General features: G+C 70.5%; 19 protein-coding genes, 1 tRNA gene, 1 other RNA gene and 1 riboswitch. Of the genes, 11 read left to right on the top strand and 10 right to left on the bottom strand.

The window, feature by feature from the left end:
- A partial coding sequence (locus tag B1H55_RS10055; RefSeq protein ID WP_143222423.1) for a DEAD/DEAH box helicase occupies positions 1-1,021 on the bottom strand: 1,021 nt, incomplete at its 3' end.
- 124 nt (positions 1,022-1,145) lie between these two features.
- Positions 1,146-3,869, bottom strand: a complete 2,724-nt coding sequence (locus B1H55_RS10060; protein ID WP_158083330.1) for an AAA domain-containing protein — start codon at positions 3,867-3,869, stop codon at positions 1,146-1,148.
- Positions 3,870-4,328: 459 nt separating this feature from the next.
- Positions 4,329-4,462, top strand: a riboswitch (FMN riboswitch).
- 104 nt (positions 4,463-4,566) lie between these two features.
- Here B1H55_RS10060 and ribD point away from each other — a divergent pair.
- From ribD to B1H55_RS10095, 7 genes are all read left to right on the top strand, one after another.
- Positions 4,567-5,655 (top strand): bifunctional diaminohydroxyphosphoribosylaminopyrimidine deaminase/5-amino-6-(5-phosphoribosylamino)uracil reductase RibD, encoded by a 1,089-nt coding sequence (ribD, locus tag B1H55_RS10065; RefSeq protein ID WP_231952685.1) that lies wholly within the window; start codon positions 4,567-4,569, stop codon positions 5,653-5,655.
- Positions 5,656-5,675: 20 nt separating this feature from the next.
- Entirely contained in the window at positions 5,676-6,335 is a 660-nt protein-coding gene (locus B1H55_RS10070) for a riboflavin synthase (protein ID WP_073453581.1), read from the top strand.
- On the top strand, positions 6,332-7,633 hold the full coding sequence (gene ribB / locus B1H55_RS10075) for a 3,4-dihydroxy-2-butanone-4-phosphate synthase (protein WP_077240701.1): 1,302 nt from the start codon (positions 6,332-6,334) through the stop codon (positions 7,631-7,633). The genes B1H55_RS10070 and ribB overlap by 4 nt, the downstream gene beginning before the upstream one ends.
- A gap of 10 nt (positions 7,634-7,643) precedes the next feature.
- Entirely contained in the window at positions 7,644-8,129 is a 486-nt protein-coding gene (gene ribH, locus B1H55_RS10080) for a 6,7-dimethyl-8-ribityllumazine synthase (RefSeq protein ID WP_077240700.1), read from the top strand.
- A gap of 486 nt (positions 8,130-8,615) precedes the next feature.
- Entirely contained in the window at positions 8,616-10,583 is a 1,968-nt protein-coding gene (locus B1H55_RS10085; protein ID WP_077240699.1) for a ribonucleoside triphosphate reductase, read from the top strand.
- Between the two features lie 145 nt (positions 10,584-10,728).
- Positions 10,729-11,499 (top strand): anaerobic ribonucleoside-triphosphate reductase activating protein, encoded by a 771-nt coding sequence (locus tag B1H55_RS10090; protein ID WP_077240698.1) that lies wholly within the window; start codon positions 10,729-10,731, stop codon positions 11,497-11,499.
- A gap of 141 nt (positions 11,500-11,640) precedes the next feature.
- The gene (locus tag B1H55_RS10095) at positions 11,641-12,084 is read left to right on the top strand and encodes a carboxymuconolactone decarboxylase family protein (RefSeq protein WP_077240697.1); all 444 of its coding nucleotides are present in this window, start codon (positions 11,641-11,643) and stop codon (positions 12,082-12,084) included.
- Between the two features lie 210 nt (positions 12,085-12,294).
- On the opposite strand, the gene B1H55_RS10100 is transcribed toward B1H55_RS10095, so the two are convergent.
- Both B1H55_RS10100 and B1H55_RS10105 read right to left on the bottom strand, forming a co-directional pair.
- The gene (locus tag B1H55_RS10100; RefSeq protein WP_077240696.1) at positions 12,295-12,543 is read right to left on the bottom strand and encodes a PepSY domain-containing protein; all 249 of its coding nucleotides are present in this window, start codon (positions 12,541-12,543) and stop codon (positions 12,295-12,297) included.
- A gap of 24 nt (positions 12,544-12,567) precedes the next feature.
- Positions 12,568-12,792 carry a hypothetical protein gene (locus tag B1H55_RS10105; RefSeq protein WP_073453570.1) on the bottom strand — a complete coding sequence of 75 codons (225 nt, stop codon included), beginning with the start codon at positions 12,790-12,792 and terminating at the stop codon, positions 12,568-12,570.
- Positions 12,793-12,969: 177 nt separating this feature from the next.
- On the opposite strand from B1H55_RS10105, the gene B1H55_RS10110 reads away from it, so the two are divergent.
- Both B1H55_RS10110 and B1H55_RS10115 read left to right on the top strand, forming a co-directional pair.
- On the top strand, positions 12,970-14,433 hold the full coding sequence (locus tag B1H55_RS10110; RefSeq protein ID WP_077240695.1) for a HAMP domain-containing sensor histidine kinase: 1,464 nt from the start codon (positions 12,970-12,972) through the stop codon (positions 14,431-14,433).
- A gap of 1 nt (position 14,434) precedes the next feature.
- The gene (locus B1H55_RS10115) at positions 14,435-14,923 is read left to right on the top strand and encodes a response regulator transcription factor (RefSeq protein WP_077240694.1); all 489 of its coding nucleotides are present in this window, start codon (positions 14,435-14,437) and stop codon (positions 14,921-14,923) included.
- Between the two features lie 201 nt (positions 14,924-15,124).
- Here B1H55_RS10115 and B1H55_RS10120 read toward each other — a convergent pair whose 3' ends face one another.
- The 6 genes from B1H55_RS10120 to B1H55_RS10145 all read right to left on the bottom strand — a co-directional run bounded on the left by B1H55_RS10120 (position 15,125) and on the right by B1H55_RS10145 (position 21,682).
- Positions 15,125-16,618 (bottom strand): permease prefix domain 1-containing protein, encoded by a 1,494-nt coding sequence (locus B1H55_RS10120; protein WP_077240693.1) that lies wholly within the window; start codon positions 16,616-16,618, stop codon positions 15,125-15,127.
- A complete protein-coding gene (locus tag B1H55_RS10125; RefSeq protein ID WP_077240962.1) occupies positions 16,599-16,955 on the bottom strand; it encodes a PadR family transcriptional regulator in 357 nt (118 codons plus the stop codon). The genes B1H55_RS10120 and B1H55_RS10125 overlap by 20 nt, the downstream gene beginning before the upstream one ends.
- Positions 16,956-18,053: 1,098 nt before the next feature.
- Positions 18,054-19,223, bottom strand: coding sequence for a bifunctional glycosyltransferase family 2/GtrA family protein (locus B1H55_RS10130; protein WP_077240692.1), 1,170 nt, complete (start codon positions 19,221-19,223; stop codon positions 18,054-18,056).
- A 1-nt stretch (position 19,224) separates the two neighbouring features.
- The gene (locus tag B1H55_RS10135) at positions 19,225-20,274 is read right to left on the bottom strand and encodes a phosphodiester glycosidase family protein (RefSeq protein ID WP_077240691.1); all 1,050 of its coding nucleotides are present in this window, start codon (positions 20,272-20,274) and stop codon (positions 19,225-19,227) included.
- A gap of 516 nt (positions 20,275-20,790) precedes the next feature.
- On the bottom strand, positions 20,791-21,417 hold the full coding sequence (locus B1H55_RS10140; RefSeq protein WP_073453559.1) for a septum formation family protein: 627 nt from the start codon (positions 21,415-21,417) through the stop codon (positions 20,791-20,793).
- A gap of 177 nt (positions 21,418-21,594) precedes the next feature.
- Positions 21,595-21,682 (bottom strand) — tRNA-Ser (locus B1H55_RS10145).
- Between the two features lie 303 nt (positions 21,683-21,985).
- Here B1H55_RS10145 and ffs point away from each other — a divergent pair.
- Positions 21,986-22,080, top strand: an RNA gene (gene ffs / locus B1H55_RS10150) — signal recognition particle sRNA small type.
- A gap of 237 nt (positions 22,081-22,317) precedes the next feature.
- Positions 22,318-25,059 (top strand): DNA polymerase III subunit gamma and tau (locus tag B1H55_RS10155; RefSeq protein ID WP_205635518.1); only part of this gene is annotated, 2,742 nt, incomplete at its 3' end.

Raw genomic sequence — 25,059 nt, forward strand, 5'->3', positions numbered from 1 at the left:
CCGAGCCGGGATTGGGCGCGGAGACGGCGGGGTCGGCCCCCCACGGGTCGATGAGGGCGGGCTGCCACAGGGCGAGCGTCCGCTGCCCGGCGGGGGCGCCGTCGTCCGTGATGGCGACGATGTCGGTGGGCGGGACCCCGATGAGGCGCGCGGCGGTGAGGGCGGGCTCGGCGGCGGTGGCCGAGGCGGCGAGGACCGTGGGGCCCGGGGAATCAGGGGAGAGTCGACGGGCCAGGCGCAGGAGGCGGCGCAGGACGAGGGCGACATGCGCCCCGAGGATGCCCCGGTAGGCATGGCACTCGTCGACGACGACGTAGCGCAGCGAGCGCAGGAGGCGGACCCAGCGCTCATGGCCGGGCAGGAGGGAGAAATGGAGGAAGTCGGGGTTGGTCAGGACGATGTCGGCGTGGGTGCGGACCCAATCGCGTTCGGGCAGGGGAGTGTCCCCGTCGCAGGTGCCGGAGCGCAGGGTGAGGTGCGGCGCGCCCGGGACGTCCGACTGGGCGGCGTCGATGCGGGCGGAGAGGCGGTCGAGGGCGTCGGCCTGGTCGGCGGCGAGGGCCTTGGTGGGGGCGAGGTAGAGGGCGGTGGGGCGGTGGCCGTGAGCGGAGATGCGGTTCCCGGTGCCGCTGGCGTGAGCGGCGCGCTGGGCGCTGAGGATGTCGGAGGCGGCGGGGAGCCAGGCGGCCAGTGACTTGCCGGAGCCAGTGCCGGTGGCGATGACGGTGTGGCGGCCGGCGCGGAGGGAGTCGGCGGCCCGGGCCTGGTGGATCCAGGGCCGAGGGATGCCGGATGCGGCCAGGGCGGCGACGAGGGTGGGGTCGGTCCAGGCCGGCCAGTCGGCGTAGCGGGCCGGGCGCGCGGGCGTGCGCTCGAGATGGACCAGTCGGCCGTCGCGCGTACCGATGGTCTCCAGCAGCGCGGCGAGGTCGCGCGCGGGAGTGCCGGGGGCGGTGGCCTCTCCAGGCGCCGGGGGCGCGACGGCGGGCTCGGCATGCTCGGTGGACGGCTCGGGACTCACCGCCCCAGTGTGCCGCAGCCCGGTGGCCCTTCCGCCCGCCGAGATCGTCCCTTCGATGCCGGCCTCGGATCTCTATCGGCCGATGGCGTCACCGAAGGTGCGACGATGTCGGCGATGAGGGTGGTCACCATCTGAGGAGCGCCGTGTCCAGCGCTTCGCGGATCCGTTCCTCCTGCCCGCTGTCATTCGTTCTGAGGCGCAGGAGCGGGATATTGCAGGAGGCGAGAATCGAGTCCTTGGTCCGATCACGCCGGATCTGCTCCTGGGACCATTCATGTCGGAAGCCGTCGACCTCGATCACCAGGACGAGTCGCTTGGACACTTGGTGGTAGATCGCGAAGTCGACCGTGGATACAGTGCGCAGGAAACGCCGCTGAGTGTCATCGAGATGATCGACTCTGGGGACGAGGTCATGTAACCGGATCTGAGTCCGTTTCTCCATGTGCTCGTATTCTCCGTGGCCAAGCATGTCCTCGAGAAGTGTATTGATGATGTTCTCGGAGAGGAACCTACTGCTGCCGTGAACTCGTGCAGCAAATGCGTTGAGGCGGTCGGAGTGCTCCCGGTAGAGAAGGTCGAAGACGGAAACAATGCCGCTCTCCGAGACTGCATCAGGATTCTGATGATATATATAGTCGACAAGAGCGCGGATGTTTCGGCTGTGGGGAAGTGTGCTATGGTGCGTGACGAGAATGAACCGCTCCTTGGCCCGTGAAACTGCGACGTTGATCAGTCGGGGGTCGTCGGCGAAAGGCAAACTAATATTTCCATGGCGGGACTGGTCGACCGCCGTGCTCATAATGATCGTGTCTTCGCCTCTTCCTTGGAATTTATGGACGGTGTCGACGTGATTCCCGGACGCCTCAGCATCATCGGACAACTCGTTTCGCAGTTTGTCGGCCTGCATCCGGAAGGGCGTGGCGATTCCGACCGTCCAGTTCGGAGCCGGGCGGGCGGTGGAGTCGCGAAGAAATGATGGGCCATCCGAGAAGTGCTCGCTCTCGTCGATAATGACATCGATCTCGCGTTGATTGTAGATTCCTGAGGGCAGGCGGCGGGAATGGTTTCCCGGAGGAGTCCTGATGACGCTCATGGGTGGCGCATCGTCGTCGTGCGCTGTGCGCATGGGAACGAGAGCGCCTTTGTAGTACATTTGATTGCAGAACTCGATGATCGTGGGATTGCAGCGATAATGCTCGGTGAGCATAGTTCGGGCCAGATCATTTTTGTAAACTTCTGTGACGGACCTTAGAATCGAGTGAGAGGCGTCGTAGTCGCCCGATCGTTCTTCGTGAATCCTGCGCCTCGTGTTGTTATCGAGCACGATGTCCAACTGCATGAGATCTCCGACGATGACCACGTTCCGAGCTCTACTCATCGCCGCGGCCGCGTCGAGAACGGAAGTTTGGCTGGCCTCATCGATGACGAGCCAGTCCAGCATCGCTTTCTCACCCAAATTTGATTGGATGGAGCGACAAGTGGTGAGAATCACAGGATAATCGCGGAGGAACTCGTTCGAGTAATTCTGAATCCTATTGCCCTTATCGTCGAAGCGCCTGCGCAGCATTCGCTTGTATCGGCGCATGAGAGCCTGATCCAAAATATGCCAGGAGAGTGCCGCATGTGATTCTCTCACCTCTTCCGGCGCGCAGTTCGAGAGAAGGGAGGACAAGCGCGTTTCTTCTTTCTCGAGTTCACCTACCCGTTTGATGTAAAAAGCCCGCTCGAGCGCCTGCACTGTCGGTGCGTCCTGAGGATCGATATCCTTCAGGGATCCGTAGCGGAAATAGCGTCTCAGTCGCGAAAACAGTGTGCGCAAGCCGCTAGTCGGTTGCTGGTCCAGGCTCGACTCCGCCAAGTAATCGAGGATTCGATCAGATCCTTTGCGCAAGAGGGTGAGGCTATCGATATCTGGAAGCGGCGTCATGGTGGCAAGCCGCTCGAAATGCTCGGCTTCGAGCCGATATTCCCGGAGACTTCTGCGTACCAGGGCGAGTTCCCTGCTCGCTGACCAGATCTCGACCAGGCGCTGCTCCGAGTCGGCGAGCTCGATCGACAGTTCGTCGACGGGGAGGTGACTGCTCTGCTCGAATCGCTGCGGCTCAACGATGGCATCGGTCTGACTTCTATCGTGTAAATCAAGCCACTCGTTGAGTGCCTTGCAGCGCTCATCTTGCTGGGAGAGGAATGTGTTGACGAGTTCTCTTCTCCCTGGTCGCGCGGCGATGAATTCAATCCCCGACTCCTTGAGTTTCTCTTCGACATTATCGACAGCCGAATTTCCGAACGAGACCACCCCGACGCTCGCGTCGGATCGAATGACAATATTGGCTATGAGGTTGAGGATCGTCTCCGTCTTCCCGGTTCCCGGCGGACCATCGATCACGCTGATTCGATGGCGCAGCGCCTCCTCGATCGCGGCGCGCTGATTCTCGTTCGACTTGAATGGGAGGATGATCGGTTCTGCAAGATCCGGCCTCTCCTCGTCCGCGCCCTGAAGGTAAAATGATAGGGCGCTGTCGGCGCGAGGGCGCCCAATATCCTCCAGCCGGCTCGTCAAATCGAATCTTCCGGCCCCCTTCTTGCTGTCATTGGATTCATCGATGATCTTTGCCGCCGAGATGAGATTGTTCATCAGGGCATCGACACGATCGTCTTGAGGAGTGTGGAACTTGAACTCGATATCATCGGCCTTATATGAGCCCCACGCGCCACCTCCTCTATTTTGCCAATGGAGGTGGTACCAGGTTGTTTCGGGCGCCTGGGAGTCTAGGAATTCGATGACCTCGAGTCGGTCCGGAGATGACCATGACCGGCCTTTGACGGTGATCTTGTCCTTCTTGCTCAATCTTATGGGCCGGCCATCAAGAATTCTGGCATGTTCCCGGGGGTAGATACATGAGCGCCCGTCCGTGAACTGGATGAGCATATCGTCGTCGACTGGGTCAATCCTGCAGATCGATCGTGTCTTATCTTGCATGCATCCGGTGCTTGCGTCTCGGAGGACTACGCAGTATTTCATGGGATCGACCATCGCTATCCTCCAATATGTATCGGGCAGCGTCCGCTAAGAGGGTACTTCAAACTCTCGTCTTGCATCATGGAGATGACGTCATGCTTTTGGAGGATGCGCTTGAGTTGATATTGCGCTCCGTGCAACGACCGTCATTGCTCAGTGCCGGGCGCGCGGTACGACACGAGGCATCAGGTCGCATCCTCCGGGGCGGACGGATCGCTTTCCCCTTGAGCGCCTCATGCTCCGCAGCGCCCCTGGCGCGCTCCCACCGCCTGTGGCAGACTGCTCGCGTCATGTCCCGGGGACGGTGAGATTCCGTACCGGCGGTCACAGCCCGCGACCCGGTGGCTGAATTCGTTCAGTCGCCGGCTGATCTGGTGGAACTCCAGAGCCGACAGTCAAAGTCTGGATGGGAGGGAGCATGGGCGCGCTGGCCGCATCGGCCCCATCCGGGGCCACCGTCCCAGCGCGCCGCGCCTAGCGCACTCGCGCCCTCCCCTCGCCCCGCAGCCGGCGAGAGGAGCAGGAAGTGAGAGGCGAGAGCCAGCGCGAGCCCGCCTGGACGCGTGCCGAGAGCGAGGCGATGTCCGCGGCCCTCGAGGCCGCCCGCCAGGGCCCCCGCGGCGCCAATCCCCTCGTGGGCGCGGCCATCCTCATCGACGACCGGCTTATCGCGGTCGGTCACCACCGGGGCGCCGGCACGTCCCACGCGGAAGTCGACGCCATCGAGACCGCCCGCCGCGCCGGAGCGGACCTCAGTCGCGCCGAGCTCCTCGTCACCCTCGAGCCCTGCGGTCACACCGGCCGAACCCCTCCCTGCGCCCAGGCCGTCATCGACGCCGGCATCCCCCGCGTCATCCACGCCATCGACGACCCCAACCCCACCGCCGCCGGTGGGGCCGCCGCCCTTCGCGCCGCCGGCGTCGAGGTCCGCTCCGGCCTCCTCGCCGATGAGGCCGCCGTCCTCAACGCCCGCTGGCTCGAGTGCGCCCGCGCTCACCGCCCCTTCGTCACCGCCAAGACCGCCATGACCCTCGACGGGCGCATCGCCGCCGCCGACGGCACCAGCCAGTGGATCACCGGCTCCGCCGCCCGCGCCTCCGGCCACGACCTGCGCGCGCGGGCGGATGCCATCCTCGTCGGCACGGGCACCCTCGCCGCCGACAACCCCCGCCTGACCGCTCGCGTCGGCGCTGCTCCCGACCCGGCTGACGACAGTCCCTCCTCCGTCGCGCCCGCCAGCCTCCACCAGCCCCTGCGCTGCGTCATGGGCCTGCGCCCCGTCCCCCCGGACGCCGCCCTGCGCGCCGACGACCACTGGCTCCACCTGCCCACCCGCGACCCCCGCGAGGCCCTCGCCGCCCTCGCCGAGCGCGGCGCCGGACATGTCCTCATCGAGGGAGGCGCCACCGTGCTGACCGCCTTCCTCGCCGCGGATCTCGTCGACGAGCTCGTCGTCCACATCGCGCCCCTCCTCCTGGGCTCCGGGCGCGGCGCCATCGGCGACCTCGGCATCACCACGCTCGCGGAGGCCCGCCGCTTCCGCCCCGACTCCCCACCCGCCCTCCTCGGAGACGACCTCGTCATCCGCTACGCAGCCTCCCCACGCGCCCACTGACCCCATAAGGAAGGACCCACATGTTCACAGGCATCATCGCCGGCACCGGCACCGTGCTCGACCTCGCGCCCACCGATCGCCCCGGCGTCACCCGGCTCATCATCGACGCGGGCGACCTCATCGCCGACCTCCCCGACGGCGGCTCGCTCGCCGTCAACGGGGTCTGCCTGACCGCCGCGCCCGCCTCCGCCGCCCCGCTCACCCCCGGCGCCTTCGCCGCCGACCTCATGGGCGAGACCCTCCAGCGCACCACGCTCGGCTCCCTCGGCGTCGGCAGCCGCGTCAACCTGGAGCGCTGCCTGCCCGCGGGAGGCCGCCTCGACGGCCACATCGTCCAAGGACACGTCGACGCCGTCGGCGCGGTCCTGGCCATCACCGACCAGGGCGGGTGGACGCTCATGCGCATCGCTCTCCCCGCGCCCCTGGCGGGTCAGGTCGCCACCAAGGGCTCCATCGCCGTCGACGGCGTCTCCCTCACCGTCACCGGCGTGAGCCCCGCCGACGAGCGCGAGCCCTGGTTCGAGATCGGCCTCATCCCCGCCACCCTGGCCACCACCACCCTCGGTGAGACGCGCGTGGGCGCCCTCGTCAACCTGGAGACAGACGTCGTGGCCAAGTACGTCGCGCGCCTTACCGCCGTCGGGGCCGCCCACTCCGCCCAGACGGGGGAGACCGCATGAGCGCCCCCACGATCCCCGCCGGGTTCGACGACGTCGCCCGCGCCGTCGAGCAGCTCGCCGCCGGCCGCCCCATCATCGTCACCGACGACGCCGACCGCGAGAACGAGGGGGACCTCATCGCCGCCGGCGCCCTGCTCACCGCCGAGACCCTCGGTTTCCTCGTGCGCCACACCTCCGGCTACATCTGCGCCCCCATGACCCGCCGGCGCGCGCGGCGCCTCGGCCTGGACCTCATGGTCCCCGATAACCAGGACCCCCGCGGCACCGCCTACACGGTCAGCTGCGACGCCGCCAGCGGTGTGACCACCGGCATCAGCGCCGCCGACCGCGCCCTGACCATCCGCACGCTGGCCGACCCCGATTCCACCGCCACGAGCCTGCACCGGCCCGGTCACGTGCTGCCCCTCATCGCCCGCGCGGGCGGCGTCCTCGAGCGCCCCGGGCACACCGAGGCCGCTGTGGACCTGTGCCGCCTGGCCGGCCTCGAGCCCGTGGCCGCCATCGGTGAGATCGTCGACGACGCCGGCGCCCTCATGCGCGCCGGAGCCCTGCGCGTCTTCAGCGCCGAGCACGGCCTGACCGTGCTCGCCATCGATCGCCTCGCCGCCTGCTTGCGCGGTCTGTCCACCCTCCAGCGCAGCGAGGCCGTCGAGCTGCCCACCGACCGGGGCGTCTTCGAGGCCATCGCCTGGAGCCGCGCCGGCGCGGTCGGTGCGGTCGGCGCTCCCGAGTCCGGCGCCGGCGGTCCGGCCGGCCATGCCGACGTCGCCGATGTCGCCGAGACCCCGGCCGAGCACCTGAGCCTCACGGCCCCCGGCGCCCGTCCCGGCCCGGTGCCCCTCGTGCGCCTCCATTCCGAATGCCTGACCGGCGATGTCTTCGGCTCCCACCGCTGCGACTGCGGCCAGCAGCTCGACGCCGCCATGGCGCGCGTCCAGGCCGAGGGCGGCGCCATCATCTACCTGCGGGGCCACGAGGGGCGCGGGATCGGTCTGGTCAACAAGCTGCGCGCCTACCACCTCCAAACCCAGGGCGCGGACACGGTCGAGGCCAACGAGCTCCTCGGCCTGCCCGGCGAGGCCCGCGAGTGGCGCGACGCCGCCGACATCCTGGCCGAGCTCGGGCTGCGCCGCATCCGCCTGCTCACCAACAACCCCCTCAAGGTCGAGGCGATGCGGCGCGCCGGGATCGACGTCGTGGGCGCCGAGCCCCTGGAGATCCCCGCGCGACCGCAGAACCTCGCCTACCTGCGCACCAAGCGCGACCGCATGAACCACGCCCTCACCCACCTGTCCTGAAGGAGGAACCATGTCCGGATCCGGAGCACCCACCACCGCCATCACCCCCGCTGACGGCCTCGGCCCCGACGGCCGCCCGCTGCGCCTGGCCATCGTCGCCGCCCAGTGGCATGACACCGTCATGAACGGGCTGATCGACGGCGCCATGCGCCTGGCCGCAGAGGCCGGCGTCATGCCCGATATCATCCGCGTCCCCGGCAGCTTCGAGCTGCCCCTGGGGGTGCAGCGGGCCGCGGCGGACCACGACGCCGTGGTCGCCCTCGGCGTCGTCATCCGCGGCGGCACCCCGCATTTCGACTACGTCTGCGATGGCGCCACGGCCGGCCTCATGCGCGTCATGCTCGACACCGGCATTCCCGTGGGCTTCGGCCTGCTCACCTGCGACGACGAGCAGCAGGCCCTCGACCGCGCCGGCCTGGAGGGCTCCGTGGAGGACAAGGGCCACGAGGCCGCTGCCGCCGCCCTGGCGATGGCGCGCGGCGCGGGCGCCCGCTGAGTCCCGGAAGTGGCGAGGTTTGAGGATTGCTCGGCTGATCGAGGGACCTATCATCCTGGAGGAATCCCGGTGCGGGCTTCTGACCTGCGACGATGTGCGATGTGACATCGCGTCTGAAAAAGGAATCCTCAAACCGCGCCACGTCCGCGTTCGACGTCCCGGCAAGGGGTGGTCGACACGCCGTTCATGCGCCGTATGTGTGGCGCGCGCCACTTCGATTTGCACCTCGCACTGTTCGGCCGGCCGCTTCTCCCCGTCTTCGGGTTTCGCCGTCATCCCGCCGAAAAGTCGATGGCTATCGGAGTGAGAGTTACTGCTTCGTAACCGTGTGAGACCACAAGATGTTGTGGTCAATGGGAACAACATGCCCACATGATGTGTTGCATCAGTGTGATTCGGGGGTAGGGTCGGTCGCGTCGCCGGCCGCGCGGCACCCGTGCCAGGCCCGCGAGCGTCATCGCAGACAGCACAGACAGGGAGAGAGCAGTGCCCGCACAGCCCGAGAACCAGTCCGCCCGCCCCACCGAGCCCGTCGGCTTCGCCCCCGCGGCCCGCCCCGAGCTCGTGGCCCAAGGCGCCGCTGACTCCGCTGTGGCCGGAGGGGACCGCCCCGTCGTCGACGCCGTCGCCACCATCACCGAGTACCTCGACCGCTCCGACTGGCGCGTCAACGCCAACGCCAACCAGGGCTACTCGCTGGGCGGGATGATCCTCAACACCTCCGGCAAGATCATCGCCAACTACTGGCTGAGCCAGATCTACTCCCGCGAGGCCGGTCGGGCCCACCGCGAGGGCGACCTGCACATCCACGACCTCGACATGTTCGCCGGCTACTGCGCCGGCTGGTCGCTCAAGTCCCTCCTCCAGCAGGGCTTCAACGGCATCCCCGGCAAGATCGCCTGCAACCCGCCCAAGCACTTCTCCTCCGCCGTCGGGCAGATCGTCAACTTCCTGGGCACCCTCCAGAACGAGTGGGCCGGCGCCCAGGCCTTCTCCTCCTTCGACACCTACATGGCCCCCTTCGTCCGCCTCGATTCCATGACCTACGAGGAGGTCCGCCAGGGGATGCAGGAGCTCATCTTCAACCTCAACGTGCCCTCGCGCTGGGGGACCCAGACCCCCTTCACCAATCTGACCTTCGACTGGACCTGCCCCGCCGACCTCGCCGATGAGCACCCCCTCGTCGGCGATGAGCTCTGCGACTTCACCTACGGCGACCTCGCCGACGAGATGGCCATGATCAACCGCGCCTTCATGGAGGTCATGACCGACGGCGACGCCGACGGCCGCGTCTTCACCTTCCCGATCCCCACCTACAACATCACCAAGGACTTCGACTGGGACTCGGAGAACGCCGAGCGCCTGTTCACCATGACCGCGAAGTACGGCCTGCCCTACTTCCAGAACTTCATCAACTCCGAGCTCGATCCCGGCATGATCCGCTCCATGTGCTGCCGCCTCCAGCTCGACCTGCGCGAGCTCCTCAAGCGCGGCAACGGCCTGTTCGGGTCCGCCGAGCAGACCGGGTCCGTCGGCGTCGTCACCATCAACATGGCGCGGCTGGGCTACCTCCACCGCGGCGACGAGGCCTCCCTGACCGCCGCCCTCGACCACCTCATGGAGCTGGGCCGCGACACCCTCGAGCTCAAGCGCACCGTCATCCAGCACCACATCGACACCGGCCTCTTCCCCTTCACCAAGCGCTGGCTGGGCACCCTCGACAACCACTTCTCCACCATCGGCGTCAACGGCATGAACGAGATGGTCCGCAACTTCACGGCAGATGAGTACGACCTCACCGACCCGCGTGGCCACGCCATGTGCGTGCGCATCCTCGACCACGTGCGCGACAAGATGGTGGAGTTCCAGGAGGCCACCGGCCATCTCTACAACCTCGAGGCCACCCCCGCCGAGGGCACCACCTACCGCTTCGCCAAGGAGGACCTGCGCCGCTTCCCGGACATCCTCCAGGCCGGCACCCCCACCAACCCCTACTACACGAACTCCTCGCAGCTCCCGGTGGGATACACGGACGACCCCTTCGCCGCCCAGGAGATGCAGGAGGAGCTGCAGACCAAGTACACCGGCGGCACCGTCCTGCACCTGTACATGAACGAGCGCATCTCCTCGGCGGCCGCCTGCAAGGAGCTCGTGCGCCGCTCGCTCACGGCCTTCCGCACCCCCTACATCACCATCACCCCCACCTTCTCCATCTGCCCGGTCCACGGCTACCTGCCCGGCGAGCACGCCACCTGCGAGAAGTGTGCCGCCCTCCACCCCGACGCCGAGCCCACCGAGTGCGAGGTCTGGACCCGCGTCATGGGCTACTTCCGCCCCGTGCGCTCCTTCAACATCGGCAAGAAGGGCGAGTACGCCGAGCGGCGGATGTTCACCGAGGGCGCCGCCGCCGGGCACGGCACGGCCATCTCCCGCCTGACCGCCGTGAGCGCGTGAGGGCCCGCGGCGGCAGGTAGGTGGGATGAGAGCCCCTCGGCTACCATCCGCGCCGCTCGTCCCTCGCGTCGCTCCCGCCAGCCCCACCACGCCTTCGGGGCTCTCATCCCACCTGCCCTCGTTCGGCAACGGAAGTAGGTCCCTCATGCCTTGCACCAGCACTCCCGATGGCCCCTCCCCACGGCCCGTCGGTCCCGCTGATTCCCTGGTGATCGCGGGGCTGGTGCCCATGAGCACCGTCGACTGGCCCGATCGCCTCGTGGCCACGGTGTTCTGCCAGGGCTGCCCCTGGAACTGCTTCTACTGCCACAACCGGGCGCTCATCCCCACCCGCGCCCCGGGTGCGGTGGCCTGGGAGGACGTCCGTGAGCTGCTGGAGCGTCGGCGCGGCCTGCTCGACGGCGTCGTCTTCACCGGCGGGGAGGCCCTGCGCCAGGACGCCCTCGCTGACGCCGCAGCCGAGGCGCGGTCGATGGGCTTCGCCGTCGGGCTGCACACGGCCGGCGCCTACCCGAGGCGGCTGGCCGACCTCGTGGCCTCGGGCCTCATCGACTGGGTTGGGCTCGATATCAAGGCCCTGCCCGATCACTACGAGGCCGTCGTCGGCCGGCCCGGCGCGGGGGAGAAGGCCTGGTCCTGCCTGGCCGCGCTCGTGTCGGCCCGCGCCGCCGGGGGGCCGGATCTCGAGGTGCGCACCACGGTGGTGCCGGGGGATGTCACCGCCGACGACGTCGTCGAGGTGGCCCGCCGCGTTCACGACGCCGGGGCGCGGGTCTACGCCCTCCAGCAGGCGCGCGGAGAGGGGACGAGCGGGGCCTTCGACGTCGTCGCCCCCGGCTGGGACGCCCAGTGCGAGCGCATGGCCGAGGCCGTCGAGGCCCTCGGCTGGGACCGATTCACCTACCGGCCGGCCTGAGGCGCGGGCCCCGGGGCCCCGGGGTCGCGGCCGGCGCGCCCGCGGCGGAAGAGCCGGGAATGAACCGGCGAGGGGGATGGTTGTGGAGTGCGTCCCACGATTGGGACTTTAGACCTAATTCTCTCGTAGGCAGGAGCCAGTATGACCTCCATCAACCTGTTCACCCAGCACTCGGACAGCCTCAGCAGCCTCAAGGCGCTCACCTCCCAGGTGGACACCGCCTTCCAGGCCGCCGGGCTCAGCGAGCGCCTCGCAGAGCTGATCAACGTGAGGGTCTCCCAGATCAATGGGTGCGCCTTCTGCCTGCGCACCCACGTCGAGGCCGCGCTGAAGGCGGGGGAGCAGCCGGAGCGCCTCACGGTTCTGGCCGCCTGGTGGGAGACCCAGTACTTCGACGCCCAGGAGCGCGCCGCGCTGGGCCTGGCTGAGCAGGTCACCCGCCTGGGTGTGCCCGAGGACCGCTCCTGGGACGATGGCTCGCTGACGTCCGAGCAGGTGGGGGCGGTCGTGTGGGCGGCCACCGTGATCGGTGCCTGGAACCGGGTCGTTCTCTCCAGCCACCCCAAGGTCGGGCCCCAGGCCTGACGGGCCCCGCGGCGGGCCCGGGCGGCGGGCCCGGCCGCACCCGGGGCGATCGGTCGCATCCGGGGCGACCGGCCGAGCCCGGCGAGCGCTCGCACTGGGGCCGGATATGCCCGTGGCCGGTCGACGGACCGGCCACGGGCATGCGGCGAGCCTCTTCGGCTCCCGCCGGGCCAATGGGCCGGGCGGGGCTGAGGGTCGCCGGGCGGCTGCTCACTGGCAGGGCTGGTCCAGGTTCAGCTCGACGGCGTCGACGGGCTGCGCCGGGTCCAGCACCTCCGATTCGATGATCGTGCCGTCAGTGGCGTTCACCGTGACGATCACCTCCTTGGAGTCCTTGGAGCTGAGCAGCACCTCCCACACCACGGAGTCCTCGTCCCAGGGGAAGGCCTCAGGGGCGCCGATCGCCGTGGCCCCGGGATGCGCCGTCAGTGCCGCCTGCAGCGCGGCCTCCTTGGTGATCGTGGACTGCTTGGCGAAGTCCTCCTAGCAGTCCTCGCTCTCAACGTCCTGCGGCGCCTGCTCCTCCGATCCCTCCTGCGCGGCGGGCTGCGACTGGGAGGCCGTCGGCTCGGCGGTGCCGGCGGCGGCCTGGCCGGCCACCATCCCGGTGCCGAGGATGCCGGCCGCCAGGACCGCCCCTGACAGGGCGATGCCGGCAGCGCGCTTGCGGTTGGCCAGGACGGTGGAGAAAGTGGTCTTGATGCTCATGGTGGTTTCCTTCCCTGTCGGAGGTTGATCCGGGGGCTGATCCTGTCCGGCCCCCTGTTGGCGCCACTACCGTGCCGCAGGCCCTCTGAGCGGGAGCTGAAGCAACCTGAATCCCTCCTGAGGCCCCGTCCTCCTGCCGGCTGGCCGCGCGCGTGGTCCTGCGGGGAGCATGCGCCCATGCCTCAAGCCCTGAGCCGCCCCTGGCGCTCCTGGACCGTGACCACCCGGGTGACCGCGCCGGCGGCCGTGTCCACGACTGTCGTTCTGACAGTGGGCGTCCTGGTGGTGGGCGCGGTGCTGCGGTCCTCCTTGCTGCAGGAGGCCCGCGTGACCGCCCTCCAGCGCGCCGACTCGGTGGCCGGACGGCTTCTCGAGGGCACCCTGAGTGTGGAGCAGGCGCTGGACGAGGCTGCTCTGCACCCCTCTGAACTGCAGCTTGTGACCCCCGACGGTCAGGTGCACGTGGCCGACTACTCCTATCTCCCCAGCACGGCCCTGGTGCCTCCGCCCGGAGATGAGGGTCCCACGGTGGCGCAGGTGGCCGGCGTGGGCGGATACCAGGTGCCGCACCTCGTCGTCGCCGAGTCCGTGGGAACTGGCGGTGGGAGCACCACCGTGATCGTGGCGGCGCCCGTTGAGATAGAGCTGGGGGTCGCGGCCCGGACCCAGCGACTGCTGGCCGCTGTGGCGGTGCTGGCCGTCTCGGCTGCCGCCCTTCTCGCCTGGCTGGCGGTGCGTTCGGCCCTGCGTCCGGTCACCAGGATCGTCGACGACGTCGAGGCGATCTCCGACACCGGGCAGGATCGCCGTGTCCAGGTTCCCGCTGGTTGCGACGAGGTGGCGCGCTTGGCGGTGACCATGAACGGGATGCTGGAGCGCCTGGCCCGCTCGGACCGGGCCCGCCGCCGCTTCGTATCCGACGCGTCTCACGAGCTGCGCAGTCCGGTGTCCACGCTGCTGACTCAGCTGGAGACAGCGCCGGGAGCCGGTGGCGGGCGGGGTGAGGCGGGCGCGCCCGGCGACGCCGCGCTCGTGGATCGGCAGTTGATGCGCGCCGAGATCCTGCGGCTGGGTCGCCTGGTGGATGACCTGCTGCTCGCCGCCAAGAGCGACGCCCGAGGCCTGGACTTGCGCCTTCGGACGGTGGATGTGGATGACCTGGTGCTTCAGGAGGCGCGGCGCCTGCGCGCCGTGAGCGCGCACGAGGTGGGGGTGAGCCTGGAGGCGGCCCAGGTGCGGGCGGATCCGCGCCGTCTGGGGCAGGTGCTGCGCAACCTCCTGGATAACGCGGATCGGCACTCGACCGCCTGGGTGCGGGTGAGCGTGGAGGCGCGCCCCGGGCGCGTGCTGGTCCATGTGGACAACGCGGGCGAGCCGGTGCCCGAGTCCCAGCGGGAGCTGGTGTTCGAGCGCTTCGCCCGCCTGGATGAGGCGCGCAGCCGGGACCGTGGCGGCTCCGGCCTGGGGCTGGCGATCGCCCGGATGCTCACCCGGGCCCACGGCGGCACCCTGGTGGCGGGCGTGGTGCCGCCGGATGCTGAGGGGGCGGGGGCCTGCCGCTTCACCCTGGAGCTGGCGCGCATCGACGACGACGTGGAGGCCGGCGCCCCGGGTGCCGGGGCCGACCGCGTGGAGGAGTGAGATGAGGATCCTGCTGGTTGACGACGAAGTCCCCTTCGCCCAGGCGGTTCGCCGCGGCCTGGAGGCCGAGGGCATGGTGGTGGATGTGTGCCACAACGGGGTGGAGGGGCTCTGGCTGGCCACTGAGAGCGCTTACGATGTCGTGGTCCTGGACATCATGCTGCCCGGTCGCAACGGCTACCAGGTGCTCGAGGCGCTGCGGGCCGGGGAGTTGATGCTGGACCCGTCCTCCCACCGGGTGACCTGCCGGGGGGAAGCGGTGGAGCTGACCGCCAAGCAGTTCGCCCTGCTGCACTTCCTGGTGCGCAACCGGGACCAGGTGTTCTCCAAGGCGCAGATCCTGGACAACGTGTGGGGCTCGGACTTCGAGGGCAGTGAGAACATCGTGGAGGTATACGTGCGCAACCTCCGCAAGCGGATCGACATCCCGTTCAACCGGGAGAGCCTGGAGACGGTCCGAGGCGCGGGTTACCGGTTGACCTGCGTATGAGCGTTCTGGCGACGACGGCTCGCTCCCACCTGGGCCCCTGGTCGAAGTGCAGCGCCTCGACGGCCGCGGCGCTCCGGCGACTGCGGCCAGACGACGCCGTCGGGGCCGCCTGCCGCCCGGCCCGCATGAGCGGCAGTCGAGCTCAGGGATCTCCAGTGCTCCTTCCGGATGACCGCCGAGAGCAGTGCGACTGATCGGTGATCAGCGGTAGCCGAAGATCGGAGGCAGGATGAGTGCGACGATGAGCGCCCACGCCACGAGCACTGGCACGGCCACGCACTGCCACCGCTCCAGGGCGAGCGAGGTGCGCCCGCGCCGTAGAACGCCCCAGTAGTGCCAGGCCGAGCCGGACAGGAGCGCGAGCAGGATGAGGTTGAGGCCCAGCGCCGTCGTCTTGTTCGGGCTGGAGCCGTAAGCGGCGAAGCGCTCGACCAGCGACCACAGGACGATGAGGTCGGCGGCGACGGCCCCCACGATCAGGGCCAGTTGGAGCCAGTCGAGCGGTCGGGCCGGGGTGAGTGGATCGCGTGCGGAGACCGTGAACACGATGATCGCCATGACCAGGATGAGCACGAGGTCGTAGACGATGAGCACCTCCCGATCCAGGTGGCTCGGCCCGCCCACCACCGCGGCGGCGACGAGGAAGACCGCCAGTGCCAGCACCAGCGCCGGTGTGAGGATCGCGGTGAGGACCGGCGCCATATTCGCCATGACCGACTTCTTGCGCTCCACCAGCCACGCCGTCAGCATCACCACCAGTCCGACGGCGATCGGCAGCGCCCACTCCGCCAGGGTGAGCACGAGATCCTCGGGCATCACCGTGATGAAGAGCAGCATGATGACGCCGCCGACCACCACGGTCGCCATCCACAGGATCGCGGAGTAGATGATCGACTCCCCGAGGAAGCGCAGCCAGTCCATCCACGCCTCCAGATCCCGCCAGCGGGAGCCGAGGTAGGCGATCCCGGTGACGAGCAGGAGCGCCACGGGCAGGCTCACCGCGCTGAGGGTGAGGGAGTCCCCCATGGCCGCCTCCCCGGCGCGCGGGAAGAGGTTGACGACTGCGGTGCTTCCCGCCGCGACGACGGCCAGGAGGAGCAGGCCCCCGCGGGCCGAGCGGAGGGCGTGCGAGCGCACCGCCAGGTAGATCGCCAGGAAGGGCAGGCCCAGCGCGGCGATGTTGCGGGAGTAGAAGATGTCGACGCCGTCGGCGGGCGAGATGAGCTCGGAGGGCAGCCTCAGGGCGAGCCCCGCCAGGACCCCGAGGAGCAGGGCGAGCCCGAGGTCGCGAATGCCCGGCGGCGTTGCCGCCAGTCGTGGCACGCGGAACCTCCAGGGGGAGCGCGGCGGGGTCGAGGGGACGGGCGCGCCCAGCGGTGGTGCGCTGCTGCCGGGGGCTCCGCTGGCCGACCCGCTGGGGGAGGGGGACTCGCCCGCGGGTGCGCCGAAGGCCAGTTGGAGCCACTGCCTGCCCGGATGCGTCTGGGCGTAGGCGTGCGCGACGGCGTCGCGCGCCCCCAGGCGGCGCAGGGAGATGAGCAGGGCCTCGGAGTCGGTCAACCCCGCTCGGCGCAGCTCATCGGCCTGGGAGATGAGGTGGTCCTCCAACTCGGCGACATCGTCGGCGGTGAGGGCCGACATGGCGAGCATGTCCGCGCGCCAGGCGGAGATCAGGTCATCGCGGGTCGCGGTCATGGGTGCTCTCCTTGAGGGGCGCCAGGGCGTCGAGGGTGCGGGAGACGAGGGCCCACTGGGCCTCGGAGTCGGTGAGCGCGCGGCGGCCGGCGTCGGTGATCGAGTAGTACTTGCGGCGCCGCCCGTTGTCCGCCCGCCCCCAGCTGGCAGTGACGAGCCCGGTGCGCTCCAAGCGGTGGAGGAGGGGGTACAGCAGGCCCTCGGACCATTCGATCTCCTCGCCCGACGCTGTGGCGATGCGGCGCAGGATCGAGTATCCGTAGTCCGGCCCGCCGGTCAGGATGCGCAGCAGCATGATGGTCGCGGAGGCGGCGACCAGGTCCTTCGACAGTCTCATGCGCACCCTTTATCTCGTGCTGCTAGGTATTGAAAGCCTAGAACATCTAGGTATGAAGGTCAAGGGTGGGCGACGAGGCGCTCACGCGCCCTCGTCCCGCAAAAACCGTCTCGTCCCCACGCTGCGGCCTCAAACTACGAGGATGAGGGCGCAAGGCCGGGCTGAGACGGTTTCTCGGGGGTGAGGGGGCAGCGCGGGGGCATGAGGGTTGTTCCGCTGCGCCCTGCCCCGGTCCGCTCGTGCGGGAGACGGGGCCGGACTCCGGCGGGGGCGCTCTGGAGGTCTCGGCCCGGGCAAGGCGCGGTCGCGGCGCGGCTACGTCGATCTCGGGAGGGATACGCCTGATCTCGGGCCGGAAACGGAGTGTCTCAGGGGCGGCAAGGCCCGGTATCGCCCGGGAAACATCGGTCTCGGTGCTCTTAAGGAGCGATCTCGTTTGGAAGTCTGAAATGCCGTTTCCGGCAACGTTTCAGCGTCATCGAGGCCCGGAAGCGTCCGCACTAGAGGGTGAAACCCCAGGTCGGGAGCCCAAACTGTGAAGACTTGCTTCTAGGGGTGTAACGATTGGTAGGGAACTTGCAGTGCCGCGGGGCGCCGCATAGTCTTTGGGTCGTCGCGGGGCACCCCGAACCCCGCACGATGTCACGAGCACAGAGAAGCGAAAGGATGGTGAACACAGGAAGGTGATGGCGAGTTGGATCACATGGGGGATCCGTCAAGTCATTCGCACACCTCCGCTCGTTCCTCGAGTAACCGCGCAGCCCGACTCCTAGCCCAGGACCTCGTCCCTGGTCCCTGAACCCTGATCTCCCTGGGTCCTGGTCCCTGTAGGAATCAACGGCACGCGCGCCGTGACATGAGCCGCGCCCCCTGAAGCGCGCACCGACCCGATGGCCGACCCTGACGATCTCTGATTGGTCATCGGTGCGGGCCGAGCCCCGGCCCTGCCTCCCTGAACGGCAGGACCGGGGCTCGGTGCTTCCCGCCCGGTGTTCCCCCGCCCCGCGGGCGCCCCGCGCTCCCCGCGTCCAACCCCGCGCCGCGCGCCCCGGGCTCCGCTCTCCCTGCTCCCCCTCCCGACGCCGCCCGGCCGGCTCCTCACACGGACTCGCGGAAGACCAGCCTGCGCTGGGCGAGGTAGGAGGCGACGTAGACCACCCCGTCGCCCAGGATCTTGGCGACGCCGAGCGGGAGCCCGATCCCCGTGAGGATCCGCAGCGCCAGGTAGCTGCCAGCCAGCAGTGTCACGGCAAGCAGGATGTAGCGGGCGGCCGTGCGGCGCACAGTGCCCGGCGCCGCCCGGAAGACCCGACGGTTCATGAAGAAGTTCGCACTCCCGGACACCAGGCGCGCCCCGACCGCCGCCACCAGCAGGTTCCCGGTCATCGCGAACAGGACGATGACCCCCGCCCAGTCAATGGCGAAGCAGCTCAGGGAGGCGGCGATGAACCGCAGCAGCGGGGCGTAGATGCGGGCCGAGTCGGCGATGGGCCGGAAGTGGCTGGACGGATTGCCGGGCTCGTAGACGGTGGTGATCTCCACCTCCTCCACGGTCATCCCGAGCTCCCGGGCACGCAGCAGGGCACTGAGCTCGTACTCGTAGCGGTCCCCGGGCACCGCCTGAAGCCAGTCGAGGGCCCCGGCGGGGTAGCCGCGCAACCCGGTCTGGGTGTCGCCGAGCGCCCAGCCGGTCGCTCCCCGGAAGAGCAACGCGGTCGCCGTGTTGCCGATCCGGCTGCGCAGTGGCACCGAGCCCGTGAAGCGGCGCACGCCGAGTGTCATCCGCCGCGTCCGGCGCACCCGTGCCGCGACGGCGGCGATATCGGCGGGCGTGTGCTGCCCATCGGCGTCGGCGCAGACCACGTCGGCCCCGGGCCACTGCTGCGCGGCATGGGCCAGCCCCGTGCGCAGCGCGTGCCCCTTGCCCCAGTTGTCCTCGTAGCCGATGACGACGGCGCCCCGGCGGCGGGCGGCGTCGAAGACGGGCGAGTACTCGGGCCCGGAGCCGTCGTCGACGACGAGCACGGCGCATCCCGGCAACTCCCGGCGCAGGTCCGCGGTGAGCTCGGCCAGGCGCGCATCGGGGCGGTAGGCGGGGACGAGCACGGTCAGGCGCACCGCCGTCGGATCCCCGACCGGCTCCTGGGAATCCGCCTGGGGCGAGCGCCGCCCCGGCGTCGGCGGCGAGGGGGTGATCCGGTTATCGGTGGCGGCGCTCGCGGCGCCCATGGTCGGCCTCGGCGCGGTGAGGGTCCGCGTGCTGCTCATGTCAGGCCCCCTGCGCGATGTAGAGGACGTCGGATGTGGCCCGCTCGCCGCCGTTGGAGGGCTGGTTGATGATCGAGCCGTTGAAGTACATGGCGGACGAGCCGCCGCCGTCGAGGTTGTAGGCCGACTGGCAGCCCAGATCAGCCATGATCCGCGCGAGCTCGGTCATGGTGGCGCCGCGCGAATGCTCCTTCGAGCGGCCGTCGACGACCACGAACATGTAGTGGTTCGTGCCGATGCAGCCCAGCGCGGTGCGGGGCTGCTGCCCCTGGATGGAGTGGTTGCCGACGTTCGTGTCCACCTCGACGGAGTCGATGCCGGAGATGACCCGGCCGTCGCGCACGAGCGCCGGCCCGAAGGACAGGGTGTTCCAGACCCCGGCGGAGGCGAGGGCCTGGGCGCTGGTGGCGGTCTCGTCGTAGATCTCCACGTGGCCGTCGGTGTAGAAGGCGATGCCCTCGCGGGCGGGGGAGTCGCGGTAGACCGTGCCGTTGCGGATGAGGATGCCGGTCTCGCGGAAGCCGTAGTAGTCGCCGTTGATGGCGAGGACGGCGTTGTTGACCGAGGCGATCTCGCTGGGCTTGGCGGTGATGTTGAGGCCGAACTGGTTGGAGGCGAAGGCGCTGCGCACGGCGGTGGCGTCGGAGACGGTGATGTCCGCCGTGTAGTAGGTGAGCGTGTCCGCCCCGGAGCCGGTGACCGTGGTGCCGATCCGGATCGAGGTGGTGGGGGAGGTGTAGGAGGCGTCGGTCAGGGTGATCTGGTCCGCGCTCGCGGTGGCCTGGGCCGCGTTGGTGACCACGGAGTTCGCGGCCTCGTAGGCGGAGGCGTCCGCGACCTCGACGTGGTCGATGACGAAGCGGTCCAGTGCCCAGGCCGAGCCCCCGGCGGCGCTGACGCCGAGGAGGGCGGCCCCGCCGAGCAGGAAGCGGCGGCGGCTGTGGCGGCTCTTGGAGGCGGAGGGGGTTGCGTGGGCGGCGGCGCCCGGGTCGGTGGCGCCAGCGGCGTCCTCGGAGCCGGGGGTGATGGTGGTGCGATGCGTGCTGGTCATGGCAGGAAGCCTGACCGGTGAGCGTAAGGCCCCCATTGGCCGGCGTTGTGCGCCCCCTGTGAGAGCGCCCGGGACGATTCGGCACGCTCAGGCGAGGGCGGGAAAGATGGATCGTTGGAATGACGTAGTGGGGCGCGCGGGTGCCGAGCCTCGAATGTGCAATCGCGAGCCCTATGCACATCCGAGGCTGGGCGTGCGGAGCGTGCCGACGTGTTCGCAACGAGAAGTCGGTGTGAGTGCAGCCCCGAGCGTGCCGTCGCCAGTGAAGGAGACTATGGGGGCGCACTGGGGGAAGTGTGGGGGGAGCGCGGTCGTTGGGATGGCGCCGTACGCATCAACGGCACGTGCTGTCAATTCTGCTGCCGTGCGGGGTTGGCCTCGCGGAGGGAGGCCTCCACGATCTGCGCGATTCCAACGATCGTCGTCGGCGTCGATCGGCCAGCCCCGGCGCACGGCAGCAGAATTGACAGACCCCTCCGCGAGTCTCGGGGCGGCCGGCGCGAGCGCTCCGCCGGGCTACTTCTTGGTGCCGGCGGCGGAGCCGGTCAAGGGGTTGCCGTCCTTGCTGGTGATGAGGCAGCTGATGGTCCGGTCGCCCCGTGCCCAGGACTGCTCGCTCGGGTTGTAGGCGTGAGTGCGGTAGGTGGTGGAGGAGTCCCGGTCGATGCCGACGTAGGTCTTGAAGGCGTCGAGGCAGGAGCTGCGGAGCACGTTGGGCCACTCGCTGGCGGTGGGATAGGTGGGGTACGTGGCGTCGTCGAGGATGACGGTGTGGTAGACCTCGTCGATATGCGGGCTGTCGCAGGAGACGAGCTCGACGTTGTGGACATCGTCCGGATCGCCGTCGGGATCGTTGAAGCAATCGCCTACCCGGATATCGGTGTAGTGGACGATCCCCGACCTCTTGCTGCCGGAGCCCGGCATGCCGGTGCTGCCGGCACCCGCCTTGTCGGTGGCGCGGACGGCGGGGATGCCGGGCGCACGGCTCTCCTGCGCACTGGGAGTCGCCTCCGCACTGGGAGTCGCCTGCGCGGTGGGCGGCGGAGTGCTGGTGGTGGTGACAGGGGCATCTCCGCAGGCGGCGAGCCCGGCGGCAAGCAGGAGGGCGGTGGGGACGGCGAGGGCGCGTGCGGTCTTGTTCATGACAGAAGCATGATGTGCGCCGTCCACCTGTTCCACGGGCTGCACTGCCCATGCGCGCGTTCTGTCTGTGCGCCGATGAGCCCAGATCCCCGCCCCGCTCCCGAGCATCGCTCGGAGATCGGCGTCAGGAAGAGGGGAAGGACCGGAATCGCGACGAGTCGACGGCTCCGAGTCCTCTGGCGGAGGATGGGGGATTCGAACCCCCGAGGGCTTGCACCCAACACGCTTTCCAAGCGTGCGCCATAGGCCACTAGGCGAATCCTCCAGGCGCCCCACGCGGCATGCCGCCACGTGCAACGGACAGCGAATATACCGACCCCTCCGGATCGGCGCCACTCGGCCTGGCCCCGGCGCCGGTGGGATCGGTCACGCGCATCGTCAAGGGCTCGGAGGCGGGCTCCGTCGGCAGTGGGTCTGGCAAGCATCTGGGGGCGCCGGCCCTGTGAGCGCGGGGTCGGGCCGCGGGCGAGCCCGTCTTCGTCCCGCCGCGGCAATCCGATGCGACGGTCTGAGAGAGCGGCCGGGGCGCCGAGGGCGACGGGCCGGGGCATCGTCGGGTATGGTGTTGCCCGGCCCCTCGTGCGGTGTCATCCAGCGAATCCCCCAGGACCGGAAGGTAGCAAGGGTAAGCGGGCTCTGGCGGGTGCACGGGGGGTCCTCGCGTGCCGGGCGAAGGCGCGATGGCCGGCAGGAACGGTGCAACGGTCGAGTGGTGCGTCGCGCACCGAGTGGTGCGGTGCGCCCTGAGCGGTGCCGTTTACTCCCACTGGTGCGTCCTGCCCGCACCGGTGGGTGCAGACGGCACCACTCGGTGCGGATGGCACCGGTCGGCGCGGATGGTGCCGCCCCCAGCCCCATTTCGCCTCGCGCGGTGTCAGCCCTCCCGTTTAGAGTCGGAGGGTGACCACCGCGCTCTACCGCCGCTACCGCCCGGACACCTTCCAGGACGTCATCGGGCAGGACCACGTGACCGCCCCCCTCATGGCGGCCCTGCGCGGCGACCGCGTCACCCACGCCTACCTCTTCTCCGGCCCGCGCGGTTGCGGCAAGACCACCTCGGCCCGCATCCTCGCCCGCTGCCTCAACTGCGAGCAGGCCCCCACCGACACCCCCTGCGGGGTCTGCCCCTCCTGCCGCGACCTGGCCACCGGCGGCCCCGGCAGCCTCGACGTCGTCGAGATCGACGCCGCCTCCCACAATGGCGTCGACGACGCCCGCGACCTGCGCGAGCGCGCCGCCTTCGCCCCCGCCCGGGACCGCTACAAGATCTTCATCCTCGACGAGGCCCACATGGTTACCCCCCAGGGCTTCAACGCCCTGCTCAAGCTCGTCGAGGAGCCCCCGGCGCACGTGAAGTTCATCTTCGCCACCACCGAGCCGGAGAAGGTCATTGGCACCATCCGCTCGCGCACTCACCACTACCCCTTCCGGCTCGTCCCCCCGGACATCCTGGAGGCCTACCTCGCGCACCTGTGCGACGCCGAGGGCGTGAGCGTCGGCCCGGGCGTCTACCCGCTCGTCGTGCGCGCCGGTGGCGGCTCCGTGCGCGACACCCTGTCCGTCATGGATCAGCTCATCGGCGGGGCCATCGACGGCGCCGTCGACTACGAGCGCGCCGTCGCCCTCCTGGGGTACACGGACGTCACCCTCCTGGACAGCTGCGTGGACGCCATCGCCGGGGCCGACGGCGCAGGGGTCTTCCGCGTCGTGGATCGGGTGGTCGCCTCCGGGCACGACCCGCGTAGGTTCGTCGAGGACCTCCTCCAGCGGCTGCGCGACCTGCTCGTCATCGCCCTGGCCGGCTCCGAGGCCGGGCCCGCTCTCGGCTCCTTGCCCGCGGACCAGTTGGCGCGCATGGAGGTTCAAGCCCGCACCGTCGGCGCCGCCGGGCTCTCCCGCGCGGCCGACCTCACCGCCCAGGCCCTCGGCCAGATGGTCGGCGCCACCTCCCCGAGGCTCCAGCTCGAGCTCCTCATGGCGCGCCTCCTCGTCCCCTCCCAGCGCGCTGGTGCGGCAGGGGGCCCGACGGCGCAGGCGGGCACCGCTGGAACGCCCGGGCAGCAGGGGCGGCCGGGCGGCGCGGGCCGGCCTGGCCGCGCCCCTGGTGGGGCGGCGCAGGACCCCCAGGCCGCCTCCGGCCGGGAGATGGCCGCTCAGATCGCGCAGCGCGCGGCCGCAGGGGCCCAGGGAGCATCGGCGCCCTCCGCACCTGCCGCGCCGAGCGCGCCGGCTGCGGCAGCCACGCCCGCCCGGAGCGCCGCACGGCTCGCGGCTCCGCATGAGTCGGAGCCCGCCCGGCCGGTCGCCGTCGACTGGGACGCCCCGGCCGCGCCCGGCATGGGTGCGGGAGAGCCGGCCGCTCCCGCCTCCGCGGCTTCTGCCGCCCCCATGCCGACGAGCGCCCCCATGGCGCCCTCCGCCCCCGCCGCGCCGAGCACGCCCAGCGTCGGCCCGGCGCCGGTCGCACCCTCCGCCCCCGGCGCCGCTGATGCCGAGATGCTGCGCGCGCGCTGGGAGGAGGTGCTCGACGCAGCGAAGCGCTCGCGCCGCGCCACGTGGGCGCTCGTCGGGCCCAACGCCCAGCCGGGGCCCATCAGCGGCGGCACCCTCACGCTCCTGTTCACCGCGCCCGGTCTCGTCGGCGCCTTCGACAACGGCGGCCACGGCCCCATCCTCGCCGCCGCCATCCACCAGGCCCTCGGCCTCGACCTCCAGGTGCGCGCCGTCGTCGCCGGCGGCGATGGGGAAGGGCCGGGAGGCCCGGCCGGCCAGGGCGGCGGACCCGGCCGGGGCCCCACGGCTCCCGGGGCTTCCGGCCGCCCCTCGTCCCCCCTGAGTCCGCGCGGCGCCCAGAGCGTTCCCGCCGCCCCGGCCGAGCGCCCCAGCCGCCAGACCGCCCCCACCGCCTGGGATGAGCCCGCCCCCTTCGGGCCGGAACCCCCGATCGACGAGGCCCCGGAGCCCCCGCGGGGCCTCAGCCCCGAGGCCGGCGCCCCCGCCCGGGATGGGGCGCCGAGCAGCTCGAGCGCCCCGCCCGCCCGCGCCGTCGGCGACGACGGCTGGGGCGAGGTCGCCATCCCCGGTGGCGCGCTCGCAGCCGCCAAGGCCGAGCCGGAGCCCCCCGCTCCCGCGCCGCGGGCGGAGACACCCGCCCCCGCCTCCGCTCCGGGCCCCGCGGCCGCCCCCGCGGGCCGCGCCTGGGACGCCCCCTCGCCCGATGCCGCCGCGTCTCCCGCCGCCGTCCCGGCCCCGGAGTCCCCCTCACCCGAGGCCGATGCCCCGCTGGCCACCGTCCACCGCCTCCACGCCCTTCCCGAGATCCCGCGCCCCACCGCCTCCTCCCCGTCTCCCGCCGCGCCGTCGTCGGCCGCCGCGTCCCCCGCCTCTCCGCCGGTCCCGGCCGCTCCCGCCCCACACCCGGTGGTCAGCTGGGACGGCCCCTCCTCCTTCTCCGACGGCGTGCCCATCCCCGACGAGCCCGCGGACGACGGCGACGACGTCGCCCCCGAGGACACCTGGTCGCCCGCCCCCGGCGTCTCCGCCGCCGTTGCCGCCGCGCGCGCCGCCGCCCGCGGCCAGGCCCTGCCCGGCCGGGGTCGGCCCGGCCGCACCGGAAGTCCCTCCGGCTCCCCGGGCGCCGCC

Source organism: Actinomyces denticolens (assembly GCF_002072185.1).
Lineage (GTDB): Bacteria > Actinomycetota > Actinomycetes > Actinomycetales > Actinomycetaceae > Actinomyces > Actinomyces denticolens.

Bases quoted from the DNA above. Each gene is read 5' to 3' on its own strand.
- B1H55_RS10070 (WP_073453581.1), top strand. From the start codon at position 5,676: ATGTTCACAGGCATCATCGCCGGCACCGGCACCGTGCTCGACCTCGCG.
- ribB (WP_077240701.1), top strand. From the start codon at position 6,332: ATGAGCGCCCCCACGATCCCCGCCGGGTTCGACGACGTCGCCCGCGCC.
- ribH (WP_077240700.1), top strand. From the start codon at position 7,644: ATGTCCGGATCCGGAGCACCCACCACCGCCATCACCCCCGCTGACGGC.
- B1H55_RS10090 (WP_077240698.1), top strand. From the start codon at position 10,729: ATGCCTTGCACCAGCACTCCCGATGGCCCCTCCCCACGGCCCGTCGGT.
- B1H55_RS10095 (WP_077240697.1), top strand. From the start codon at position 11,641: ATGACCTCCATCAACCTGTTCACCCAGCACTCGGACAGCCTCAGCAGC.
- B1H55_RS10105 (WP_073453570.1), bottom strand. From the start codon at position 12,792: ATGAGCATCAAGACCACTTTCTCCACCGTCCTGGCCAACCGCAAGCGC.
- B1H55_RS10110 (WP_077240695.1), top strand. From the start codon at position 12,970: ATGCCTCAAGCCCTGAGCCGCCCCTGGCGCTCCTGGACCGTGACCACC.
- B1H55_RS10115 (WP_077240694.1), top strand. From the start codon at position 14,435: ATGAGGATCCTGCTGGTTGACGACGAAGTCCCCTTCGCCCAGGCGGTT.
- B1H55_RS10120 (WP_077240693.1), bottom strand. From the start codon at position 16,618: ATGACCGCGACCCGCGATGACCTGATCTCCGCCTGGCGCGCGGACATG.
- B1H55_RS10125 (WP_077240962.1), bottom strand. From the start codon at position 16,955: ATGAGACTGTCGAAGGACCTGGTCGCCGCCTCCGCGACCATCATGCTG.
- B1H55_RS10130 (WP_077240692.1), bottom strand. From the start codon at position 19,223: ATGAGCAGCACGCGGACCCTCACCGCGCCGAGGCCGACCATGGGCGCC.
- B1H55_RS10135 (WP_077240691.1), bottom strand. From the start codon at position 20,274: ATGACCAGCACGCATCGCACCACCATCACCCCCGGCTCCGAGGACGCC.
- B1H55_RS10140 (WP_073453559.1), bottom strand. From the start codon at position 21,417: ATGAACAAGACCGCACGCGCCCTCGCCGTCCCCACCGCCCTCCTGCTT.